At 63.1% G+C, this 11,314-nt stretch carries 5 protein-coding genes and 3 pseudogenes; 2 read left to right on the top strand and 6 right to left on the bottom strand.

All coding sequences use genetic code 11. The features are described 5' to 3' along the window. Together HNP00_RS02740 and glgC are read left to right on the top strand one after the other, a co-directional pair. Positions 1-834, top strand: a pseudogene (locus tag HNP00_RS02740) (DUF3417 domain-containing protein); the annotation flags it as partial. A 73-nt stretch (positions 835-907) separates the two neighbouring features. Further along, positions 908-2,263, top strand: a pseudogene (gene glgC, locus HNP00_RS02735) (glucose-1-phosphate adenylyltransferase); the annotation flags it as partial. On the opposite strand, the gene HNP00_RS02730 reads toward glgC, so the two are convergent. From HNP00_RS02730 to HNP00_RS02705, 6 genes and pseudogenes are all read right to left on the bottom strand, one after another. Beyond that, positions 2,259-5,687: an error-prone DNA polymerase gene (locus HNP00_RS02730; protein WP_184735585.1), complete on the bottom strand. Its 3,429-nt coding sequence runs from the start codon at positions 5,685-5,687 to the stop codon at positions 2,259-2,261. The pseudogene glgC and the gene HNP00_RS02730 sit on opposite strands and share 5 nt — an antisense overlap. 42 nt (positions 5,688-5,729) lie before the next feature. Next, complete coding sequence (locus HNP00_RS02725; protein ID WP_184735582.1) at positions 5,730-7,331, bottom strand: DNA polymerase Y family protein; 1,602 nt, start codon at positions 7,329-7,331, stop codon at positions 5,730-5,732. Further along, a complete protein-coding gene (locus tag HNP00_RS02720) occupies positions 7,328-7,984 on the bottom strand; it encodes a hypothetical protein (protein WP_184735580.1) in 657 nt (218 codons plus the stop codon). Before HNP00_RS02720 ends, HNP00_RS02725 begins: the two co-directional genes overlap by 4 nt. A gap of 176 nt (positions 7,985-8,160) precedes the next feature. After that, positions 8,161-8,469 (bottom strand): annotated as a pseudogene (locus HNP00_RS02715) (L-serine ammonia-lyase, iron-sulfur-dependent, subunit alpha); the annotation flags it as partial. A 126-nt stretch (positions 8,470-8,595) separates the two neighbouring features. Continuing rightward, entirely contained in the window at positions 8,596-9,960 is a 1,365-nt protein-coding gene (locus HNP00_RS02710; RefSeq protein ID WP_184735578.1) for a DUF3100 domain-containing protein, read from the bottom strand. Beyond that, positions 9,957-11,192, bottom strand: coding sequence for an amidohydrolase (locus HNP00_RS02705; RefSeq protein WP_260404719.1), 1,236 nt, complete (start codon positions 11,190-11,192; stop codon positions 9,957-9,959). Before HNP00_RS02705 ends, HNP00_RS02710 begins: the two co-directional genes overlap by 4 nt. Positions 11,193-11,314: the final 122 nt, after the last annotated feature.

Genomic DNA, 11,314 nt, shown 5'->3' with positions numbered 1-11,314 from the left:
TGGCTGAACAACCCGCTCCGGCCCTTGGAAGCCTGCGGCACCTCGGGCATGAAGGCGGCCATCAACGGTTCGCTGAACCTGTCCGTGCTGGATGGGTGGTGGGATGAGATGTACGACGGCGAGAACGGCTGGGCGATCCCGACCGCCAACAACGACGCGTCCCCCGGCGAACGCGACGACATCGAGGCCGCCGCCCTCTACGAGCTCCTCGAGACCCAGGTGGCCCCGCGCTTCTACGGCTCCACGGTCTCCGAGCACGCCGGCGCCGCAGGTCCCTCCCAGTCCGCCCCGGAGGCCATCCCGACGCACTGGGTCTCCATGATCAAGCACACCCTGGCCCACCTCGGCCCGGCAGTCTCGGCCGAACGCATGCTCCAGGACTACGTCAACATGCTGTACCGTCCGGCAGCTGTCGCCGGAAGGCAGGCGGGAACGGCCTCGTTCAAGGAAGCGAAGGAACTGGCAGCCTGGATCACCAAGATCCGCAATGCCTGGCCACAGTTGATCGTGGAACACGTCGATTCCGTCGGCGTCTCCGAGGAGCCACAGATCGGCGACACACTCCAGGTCAACGCCTACATCTCCCTCCATGAGCTCACGCCCGAGGACGTGTCGGTGGAAGTGGCGTATGGGCGGGCTCAGGACGGAGACGCGCTCGAGGACGTAGCCCTAGTGGAGTTGACCGAAGCAGAGGACCTTGGCAACGGGCGCCACCTGTTCACCGGCTCCATCCTGATCAACCGCTCCGGATCCTTCGGCTATACCGTCCGGGTGTTCCCGAAGCACCCCTCCCTGGCGTCCAAGGCCGAACTGGGCCTGATCGTCAACGCCTGACAAATCGCCACCCCCGCTGCCGGTCAAGCAGTGGGGGTGCGCACACCATCCTGAGCGTTATCGCTAGCGCAGGGTGAGCAGATCCAAAGCCAACAGTAAACACAAGGGAGTGATGATGGCTTCGAAGAAAGTCCTGGCGATTGTGCTGGCCGGTGGTGAGGGAAAACGACTCATGCCGCTGACCGGAGATCGCGCCAAGCCAGCGGTTCCGTTCGCTGGGAGTTACCGACTGATCGATTTTGCCCTGTCCAATCTGACTAACTCAGGCTATTGGCAGATTGTGGTGCTGACCCAGTACAAGTCCCACAGCTTGGATCGCCACATTTCAGAAACGTGGCGGATGTCCGCGCAATTGGGCAACTATGTCGCTTCGGTGCCAGCCCAACAGCGCGTCAGCAAGAGTTGGTTCCTGGGCAGCGCCAATGCGATCTACCAGTCGCTCAACCTCATCGAAGACGCGCGTCCGGACATCGTCGTCGTAGTGGGCGCTGACCACGTCTATCGGATGGACTTCGAGCAAATGGTGCGCAGCCACATCATCTCCGGTGCAAAAGCCACTGTGGCAGGCGTGCGTCAACCGCTGACCATGGCCGACCAGTTCGGCGTGATCGAGGTCGAGGAACCCGACAGTTTCGACAATGCGAGCGACGGCATGGCCAAGAGGATCGCCGCATTTGTGGAAAAACCGGCTAGGACACGCGGACTTGCTGACGATCCCTCCCAGTTCCTGGCATCGATGGGGAACTACGTCTTCGACACCGATGCCTTGGTGGCTGCGCTTGAGCACGACGCCACGCGGCAAGACACGAAGCACGACATGGGCGGCGACATCATCCCCTATTTCGTTTCCCGCGGTGAAGCGTTCGCTTACGACTTTTCAAGCAACGATGTCCCAGGGTCCACGGACCGTGACCGCAACTATTGGCGCGACGTCGGCACCATCGACTCATACTTCGAGGCTCACCTCGACTTGATCTCACCGGAACCAGTGTTCAATCTTTACAATTCCGATTGGCCGATCTACACACGGCAGAGCACGTCGCCTCCGGCCAAGATGGTACGCGGGGACGGCGACACTGTCGGAATGGCCCAGGACTCAATCGTTTCCAGCGGCGTCATCGTGTCAGGCGGCGTCGTGGAGAATTCGGTGCTCTCCAACGATGCGTTCATTTCCAATCGTGCACGCGTTATTGACTCGGTGCTGCTGGACAACGTCACCATCGGCGAAGGGGCCGTGGTCAAGCGGGCCATCCTGGACAAGAACATCAGTGTTCCGGCTGGCGCAACCATCGGTCTGGATCCGGACCGGGATCGACTGCGCGGCTACAACGTGACAGATTCTGGCATCACGGTCCTGAGTAAAGGCCAACACGTGCCCCTCCCGGATGAACACGACCGGGAACTCGCTCGTGCGGCACTCCTAGCTACCTGAAGTCACGGGAGCTGGACTTCACTGTCAAGCCCAAGGGTTCCAGCTTGTCTGCCACGAGATTGGTGACGCCTTCCGGCGAGCGTTCGAGGAAACCACGGATGATCAGCGCGGATGATTCCCGGGCTACGCGGCGGTGCCGCTTCCAGAGGCCAACGCTGCAGATGACGTTGAGGATGCCGCTCTCGTCCTCCAGATTGACGAAGGTGATCCCTTGCGCGGTCTGGGGGCGTTGGCGATGGGTTACGACGCCGGCCACCTCAACGCGCGTGCCGGATTCGACCTGGGAGAGCCGGTCCACCCGTAGCACCCCCCTGGAATCCAGGCCGCCCCGAGCATGGCGCATCGGGTGGTCATCGGTACTGATTCCTGTTGCCCACATGTCGTAGGCGACATTTTCCAGGGGGGAGAGCTCAGGCAGCAGTGGCGGCTGGACGGCGACGTGGGTCCCTGGCAATTGCCCTTCCCGCTCCAGGGCAGCATCGCCGGCCTGCCACAGTGCTTCGCGGCGGTTCATTCCCAGCGAATCGAGTGCGCCGGCCGACGCGAGTGCCTCCAACTGGTCTGCGCTGAGATTCGCGCGACGGGACAGATCCGCCATGTCCCGGTAGGGGCCATGCTCTTCACGCTCGGCGACGATCCGTTTCGCCACCTCAGTCCCGATGGATGTGACGCCGTCGAGCCCTAACCGCACCGCATGGGAGCCATCCCGGCGGTGCAGGTGGTCTTCGCGTGGTTGATCCTGCTGGAAGAGGCCGATCTTCGGCTGGTGGAAGTCCAGGCAGGAATCCATCCCGCCCACCAGGCCTGGGTCCTCTGTAGCCTCGTCGAGCACTTCAAGGGTTGCTTCGGCAAGGGAACGGAGAACATCCGGACGCAACACGTGGACGCCATGCCTGCGGGCATCCGCCACGAGGGTTTGCGGGGAGTAGAAGCCCATGGGTTGTGCCCGAAGCAGGGACGCGAGGAATGCGCCAGGATAGTGCAGCTTCAGCCACGAGCTTGCATAGACCAATACAGCGAAGCTCAAGGAGTGGGATTCCGCGAAACCGAAGTTCGCAAAGGCCTGGATCTTGGCGTAGATGGCGTCGGCGTCGTCCTTGCTGATCCCGTTGGCCGCCATCCCCGCATAGAGCTTGGCCTCAAGTGTCTCGATCTTCTCCCGGCCGCGTTTGGAACCCATCGCGCGACGGAGCAGATCCGCGTCTTCGGCAGTGCAGCCACCCACGGCAACTGCCATCTGCATGAGTTGCTCCTGGAACAAGGGCACACCCAATGTGCGCTTAAGCACGGGCTCCAGCAATGGATGAAGATACGTGATTTTTTCCATGCCCGCGCGGCGGCGGATGTACGGGTGGACGGCGCCGCCTTGGACGGGACCCGGGCGGATCAGTGCGATCTCCACCACCAGATCGTAGAATTCCCTCGGCTTCAGCCGCGGGAGCGTGCTGATCTGGGCCCGTGATTCCACTTGGAACACCCCGATCGAGTCGGCCCGGCAGAGCATGTCGTAGACAGCCGGTTCTTCCCGCGGGATGGTCTCGATGGTCCAGCGCTCACCGAAATGCTTGTCGATCAAGTCAAAGGAGTACTGCAGGGCGGCGAGCATTCCCAGGCCGAGAAGGTCGAACTTGACCAGGCCCATCCATTCGCAATCGTCCTTGTCCCATTGCAGGACCGTACGGTTCTCCATCCGGGCACGCTCGATGGGAACCACCTCGCCAACAGGCCGTTCGGTGAGGACCATGCCCCCGGAGTGGATGCCCAGGTGCCGAGGGAAGCCCAGTATCTGATCGGCAAGGTCCAGGACCGGGGCAGGGATGTTATTGGTCTTGCCCTCGCTGAGATCGCCCCAGTGATCGAGCCGCTTAGACCAAGCGTCCTGCTGGCCCTGGCTGTAGCCGAGCGCCTTGGCTATGTCCCTGACGGCGTTCTTCGGCCTGTAACTGATGACATTCGCTACCTGGGCCGCGTTGAACCGTCCGTATTTGCCGTAGACGTATTGGATGACTTCTTCGCGCCGGTCCGAGTCGAAATCGACGTCGATGTCCGGTTCTTCCTCGCGGAGGCTGGAGAGGAACCGCTCGAACGGAAGGTTGTAGAAGATACTGTCGACGGCGGTGATCCCCAGCGCATAACAGACGGCCGAGTTCGCCGCGGAACCCCGGCCTTGGCAGAGGATGCCGCGGGAACGGGCAAACTGCACGATGTCGTGCACAATCAGGAAATAGCCAGGGAAGTCCTTCGCCTCGATCACTGCGAGTTCCTGCTCGATCCGGCGATGGACCCGTTCGTCGGCGTCCGGGTACTTTTCCTTGATACCTTCGTCGACGAGGTGCCGGAGCCAGGTAATAGGACTGTGGTCCTCGGGAACATCGAGCTTCGGGAGTTTCGGGCGGGCGGCCCGCAGTTGGAAGGCCAGTTCATCGGCGATCTCGACAGTCCGTTCGACCGCGCCGGGGTAGCGGGCGAACCTCGCCGCCATCTCGGAACCGCCCCGCAGATGGGCGCCGTTGTTTGCGGGTAGCCACCCATCCAAGTCCTCCAAGCTGCGGCGTGCCCGGACGGCTGCCATGGCTGTGGCCAGCGGGTATCCCTCCGGAGCGGCGTAATGTACGGCGTTGCTAGCGATGAAAGGTATGCCCGCGCGGTCGGCGATACGTACGAGGGCGTCGTTGTGGCTGCTATCGAGGGGATTCCCGTGATCGAAGAGCTCCACCACCACATTTCCCCGCCCGAATCTCTCGATCAAGGCACCCACCTCACGGGCAGCGGCTTGCTCGCCATCGCTCAGGAGGGCTCTCCGGACTGAGCCTTTGCGGCAGCCGGTCAGTACCAGGCAATGGTCTTTGAGGGCGTGCGCCAGGGTATCGAGATCGTAGATGGGGTGGCCCTTTTCCGCATCAGCAGCCAGATGTGCGGTGGTCATCGCCCCTGCCAGCCGGTGGTAGCCCTCTTCCTTACGGGCGAGGACGAGCAAGTGATCGCCTTCAGGATCGGCTTCGCCTTGTTGGGGTTTGCTGAGCCCGAGCGACAGCTCAGCACCGAACACTGTCTTCAGCTCGTAGGCTTCGGCGGCTTCCGCCATTCGCACGATCCCGTAGAAGCCATCGTGGTCGGTCAGTGCAAGGGCATGCAGGCCCAGCCGGACTGCTTCCTCCACCAATTTCTCGGGCGAGGAAGCTCCGTCCAGGAAGCTGTAGTGCGAATGCGCGTGCAGTTCGGCATAAGGCACGACGGCGGCACCCGCCCGGGATGCGGTCCTCGCGGGATCGAGGGGGACCGGACGGTAAGGCCCGCGTTTCCTTGACCAAGCGGGGCTGTCACCGCCGTCGCCTGTGGTTTTGTGTGTGTCCGGCGCGCGCCGGTCTGACAGCGTGCGTTCGAACTCCGACCATGGAATTGATGGGTTGTTCCAAGCCATCTTTGTCTTCCTGCCTAAAAGTTTGGTGTTCCACTCTGGCGTTCAGTCGTAGCGGGCCTCTGCCCACCAGTTCTGCTCGTCCAGGAGAAGGAGCCAAGCCTCTCCGTTGCCGTCCACAAGCTGGAACCGGTCCGCTTCAAGGCGGTGATCGGCGTCCCACCATCTCTGCCGCAGCGGCCAGGGGCCCGCCCACTGAGCCACCAGTCGCCGTCGTGCGGGGTCTCCCGTGGGACAGAACCATATTGGTGGGGCAATCAATCCGCCGCGATGGTCCGTGCGGACTTTTTCCTTGTCCGCATCGAGCAGCAGGACCGGGATGAGGGAAGCGAACACCGTGGCGGGCTGTGGGTCTGGAATCCTGCCGGGCCACGGCCTGGAGGCCAGGGCAGCCGTTCCCGCCGGCAAGGCATCTCCCCAAGGAACCAAGCGGCGCCGCTCGGCCAGCAAGCGACCTCCGGAGATCGCAGGCACTACTACTGCTTCATGTCCGAGCATGCTTTGGATCCGGCTGAGTCCGTGATGAATCTGCTCCTCGGCTCCATCTCCGAAGAGAGCGCGCCCATGATGGGCGATCGAATCCACCCGGACGGGGACGAACTCTACCCGGGTGACCGGTGAGGACAGCCCGCCGCCGGTTATGCCGCCGTCGGGCATTCTGTTGTTGGCGGGGGGCTGTGACTGAAGCTGCCAGCGCACCCTGTCCACGACGTCGCTGGCTGTGAAGTGGCGGGGGTGCCCCCACGTCCGTTCGGAGCGGCTCCCTTCCTCGTCAGTGATCAGAACCCTCAGTTCCGTACAGACCAAACCTTCCGTCTGGAGTCCGGCCACGAAGGTGTCTGCCGTGGAACGGAGCTGGAACGCGAGTTGGTCAACCCGGTCCAGGCCCGGTTCGAACTCCGCCCGTTGATCCAGTTTCCGTGGGGGCTTCCGGGGGATCACCCTGCGAGGATCCTGGCCGGTTGCCAAAGCGTGCGCACTGATTCCGGCAGCACCGAAACGGGCACGGACATCTGCAATGGGAAGGTTCGCGAAACTCCCCAAGGTGAGAATGCCAAGGCGTTTGAGCAAGGAAGCCAGCTTCGGCTGTCCCAGTACCTCCACGGGAAATGGACTCAGGAAATCCCGGGAGGAACCCGACGGCAGCACAAGAAGGGGGGAGAGCTCGCTGGTGCTCCGGGCTGCCTGCTCTGCAGCAAACACGGAGTCGGCGATCCCTACCCGGGCCTCCACGCCGAGGCGGTCGGCTGATTCAAGGACAGCGCCGGCGGCCGCTTCCTCGCCGCCGTAATATCTGGCGGCGCCACGGGCCCGGATAGCGCAGAGGCCCGGGCGGAGTACTTCCACGCCAGGAGCCCGTTCCTCGAGCGACGAGAGCACAGATTCGAATTCCCGTGCATCCCGCACCGGATCAACGGCGCATACCACCAAGTCGGGACAACGGGTCTGCGCTTCCCGCAACCGCAAGCCCCGGACGACCCCTTCTGCGCGTGCTTCCGCGGAGCAGGCTGCTATGACACCTTGGCCGATGACTGCCGCAGGGACGTCCGGGGGCAGGGCATCTGCCAAGCGGGCGGCGACGAGAGGCCAATCCGGGAACCATGTCACCAACGCGCGCACCGGGGTTTCAAGCTGAAACAGCATCATGCCCCCATCCGATGGCGGGACAGATCTACCGGACCGCTGTCTGCAAGATCCACGGATGCCCTGCGGGAACTGCCCCGCAGAGCGACTTCGAGCTCGAGCTCCTGCTTGGCGAAATGTCCATGGCCCTGCCCGAGCCCGGCCCACTCATATCCATTCACCTGTAGGACGGCTTCACTCTGCGGCCATGGTCCCAAGACAAGCAGGACGGAACTCCGCTCACGGAGCCTGGCTCCCAAGCGGGCGGCCTCGGCAGGTGCGACTCTTTCCGGGGCGCATGCAAGCACTACCGAGAGTACGTCCGCCATGGCGGCGATCACCGGGGTCCAGCTGGCCCCGGGGTCAGGCACCAGCACCAGCCGATCAAGCGCAACGCCGAAACCTGCGGCCGCCTCGACCCCGAAGTCAGGAAGCCCTGCCACCCCGCACCAAGAGCCGTTGAGTGAGGGGCCGGCCAACAATGCCATGGCCAGTGACATGGATCCCTGGATGGAATATGCCGCACCCGGGCGAAGCCCGCCCGGGAGAAGCCTGCTGAGCGAGGGGAGGACGGGCAGGGATCTTTCACTGCCGCGTTTGCCCTGCATCAGGTGGATTTTCGCCTGCAAGTCATCGCGCAGCAAAGCCGGCGAGGCGGAAGTCAGGCGAGAAGGCATGCTTCAATTTTCGAACATATATTCGAATGAGTCAATTGCTCGGGATCCCGCTTGGAGGGTGGCCTCCTCAACGATCTACTGTTTTTGACGCGGGTTCCCGGTCCGGGCGCGTGGTTCCGGGCCGGCGCGGCAGTATCAGGGGCGAAACTGGTCGGTTGTTGAGGGCGAAAGGCCCCTCAGCACTCCACGACGTTGACGGCGAGGCCTCCCATGGCGGTTTCCTTGTATTTGGAGGACATGTCCTTGCCGGTCTCCCGCATGGTCACGATGACTTCGTCGAGGGACACCCGGTGCGTGCCGTCGCCCCAGAGCGCCATCTTCGCGGCGTTGATGGCTTTGGCCGCGGCGATCGCGTTGCGCTCGATGCAGGGGATCTGCACGAGCCCGCCGATCGGATCGCAGGTCAGGCCCAGGTTGTGTTCCATCGCGATCTCGGCCGCGTTCTCCACCTGTCCCGGGGAGCCGCCCATGACTTCGGCCAGGCCCAATGGAAAAAAGATCGAAGACGCCAACAGCCATGTCGGTTCCCTTATTGAATACACGAAGCGGGCAAGGGCTGCCGACGCCTCGGGGCGCCGGCAACCCTTGCCGTGGCAGGGAGAGTGCCGCACTTACCTCCAGAAGCCCAGCGTGAACTCGGCAATGAGGGAGGAGAGTAGGAACGATGCCGTGATTGCCACGAGCCCCACGGGAATGATTTTCCACCCGATGCGACGTAGCAGGCTGAAGTCCTTGCCCAGCGAAAGGCCGGCCAACGTCAACACGATCGTGGTGATGGACAGGAAGTCAACCGAGCCGACGAGCCGGTGGAGCGGTTCAGCCAGGGGCGACCAAGGGCTGGAGATGTAGGCTCCGATGGTGGTCACCCAGATGATCGCTGATACCTTCTTGGTTACTTTCTCCAATGCCGTTCCTGCGAGCAGGAGGGCGATCATGACGGTGTATCCGCCGACGATTTCCCAACTGAATCCCTTCGCGGCCACGAAGGCCGTGGCTAGTCCGAGGACAGCTAGAACACTGAGCGACAGCCGCAGGGGGATGGCAACGTGCGCAGTCGATTCTGCCACTTCCTCGCGGAATGAAGCGTTATCGTCATCCACCGCAGGGGCTGCCCCGGACGCCGTTCCGGAACCTGTTTGGCCGACCAAAACAGTCTCGGAAACTGCGACAAGTGAGCGGTTGCGGGTGAGGAAGCGATAGAAGCGATCAGCCAGGGGAAGCGCCACATAGATTCCGACGTAGACCCCCAGGAGGCTGGTGATGAGATTGGAGACTGCCGCCATGCCAAGGATCGCGTCTTTGTCCGCTGGATAAGCGGCGACGATACTCGCTGCGGACGCCGCCATCATCGATCCGGAACCGACGCCGGCGCCCATGGCCAAGGCCAAGGGGTCGAAGATCTTCCAGTTCGCGACGATGGACGTCACCAGGGTGATGTACAGGGCGCCGAAAAGCGTTCCGAAGACGTACATGGCCAGGACGCCGCGATATTGGTCGGAGTCCGCTCCGAAGCGGTTGGAAACCATGGCGAATGCCGATTCGCGGTCAATGGAGAACGTGGCACCAACAGTGGCTTTGCCCATGCGAAGCAAAACGGCGAGCGGGAGCGCCAGGACGATGGTTCCGAGCATGTGCCCTGTTTCTTGGAGAAGGAGGGCCGGGCCTGCATGGATGAGCTTGGGCAGGCTGGGGCCGATGTCGAAGGCCAGCCGGGCAACCAGCAGCATGACCGCCGCCGCTGCAAGAGCGGAAGCTGCCTTCTGCAGCTTCATGGGGATCGGCTTGATCTTCTGGACTGAGAGGACGAGGCCGGCCAGCAGGCCCCAGACCATGGGAAAGATGACCAGTGAACCAATCCCGACATTGATCTTCAATTGTCCGATGAGCTGGACTGAGGCGGCGATTGCCAGCGCAAGGACAGCGATGGGAACAGCGATTCGGGGCCCGGCGATGGACGGTCCGGTGGAGGTAGTCATGCCCTTGCCTCTTTGTGGGTGCTGCGAACGTAGGAAGCCTCGATGAACCGTGCCTTCTGAACAGGGTCCGAAGCGGCAGCGGCAACCGTGAACGCCAGCCCGTACGCGGCGTCGAACATCACCTCGTAGGCAGCCTGCGTGTTGGCGGCCGCGGTAAATCCTGCAGAGTGAATGGGAGCCTCGGCACCGGGAACGCTGAACATTGGATGGATGCTGGGGATGACCTGGCTGATATTGCCCATATCCGTGGATCCTCCGCCCTTGTAGTCGGGGGCCGGAGCGGAGACGTCCCGGCCCCGCGCCGCCATGGCACCAATCCAATGGCCTGCCAGTTCCGTGTCCTGGATGAGGGGCTCGTAGAGGGGTTCGGTCGCTTCGATGGTCAGTTCCGTGCCGGTTGCCAGGGCGGCGCCCTCGAAGCAGCGCTTCACTTTCGCGAGAAGCTCGCGGAAATCGCTCAGGGCAAAGGCGCGGCACTCGAATTCGACGACGGCCCGGTCGGGGATGATGTTCGTGGCGGCCCCGGCCTCGGCGATGAAAAGGCCGATCCGCTGATCTCCGGGTATTTGTTGCCGGAGCAGCCCGATGGCCACTTGGCTCACGATTGCGGCGTCGGCGGCGTTAATTCCGCGATGAGGCATCGCAGCCGCGTGTGCGGCCTGACCGCTGAATGTTGCACGGTAGCGCCCGACCGCCTGTGAACTCGTTCCTAGGGGATTCGCCGTCATTCCCTCGTGGCCCGGGTGGGCCATCAGAGCGAGCCCGACGCCGTCGAACGCGCCTGCTTCGAGCAAAAGGGCTTTACCGCCACCGTGCTCCTCAGCAGGTGTGCCGATTGCCTTCAGGGTGATGCCGAGGGTGTCTACATAAGGGGCCAGGGCGACGGCTGCCGCCACAGAAGCTCCGGCGATGAGGTTGTGGCCGCAACCATGCCCGATATCCGGCAGTGCGTCGTATTCGACGCACAGGGCCACGGTGAGCGGACCGGTTCCGATCGTGCCAGTGAAGGCAGTGGGTATTCCCCCGGTTCCACGCTCCATGGCGAATCCTGCCGAGGACAGAAAGCCGGCGATGGACGCCGAGGCAGCTTCCTCACGGAAGGACAACTCCGGCCTGCCGTGAATGCCCTCTGCCAATTCCTGGACTCCGGACCGGCAGTCTTTGATGCTCTGCCCAAGGTGGAGCCTGACGTCCACGGCCTGGGGCATGTCGGCTGACGGGATGTGATTCATGGTTCTCCAATGTGGGCGGGGAGGACTCTGTGCCCATTGTGTTGTCGAAATAGACGTCCATGGGGCCGCAGTCAAGGGGAGCGTCGTCGGGGCGACGTCTGGGTGGGCGGCGCAAATGCTTT

It is taken from the genome of Arthrobacter sp. AZCC_0090 (assembly GCF_014207375.1).
Taxonomy (GTDB): domain Bacteria; phylum Actinomycetota; class Actinomycetes; order Actinomycetales; family Micrococcaceae; genus Arthrobacter.
The sequence above is the reverse complement of the archived record's forward strand: the minus strand, read 5'-3'. Positions and strand labels throughout refer to the sequence as shown.

Coding starts and splice junctions, on each gene's coding strand:
- HNP00_RS02730 (WP_184735585.1), bottom strand. CDS start 5,687: ATGGCTTGGAACAACCCATCAATTCCATGGTCGGAGTTCGAACGCACG.
- HNP00_RS02725 (WP_184735582.1), bottom strand. CDS start 7,331: ATGATGCTGTTTCAGCTTGAAACCCCGGTGCGCGCGTTGGTGACATGG.
- HNP00_RS02720 (WP_184735580.1), bottom strand. CDS start 7,984: ATGCCTTCTCGCCTGACTTCCGCCTCGCCGGCTTTGCTGCGCGATGAC.
- HNP00_RS02710 (WP_184735578.1), bottom strand. CDS start 9,960: ATGACTACCTCCACCGGACCGTCCATCGCCGGGCCCCGAATCGCTGTT.
- HNP00_RS02705 (WP_260404719.1), bottom strand. CDS start 11,192: ATGAATCACATCCCGTCAGCCGACATGCCCCAGGCCGTGGACGTCAGG.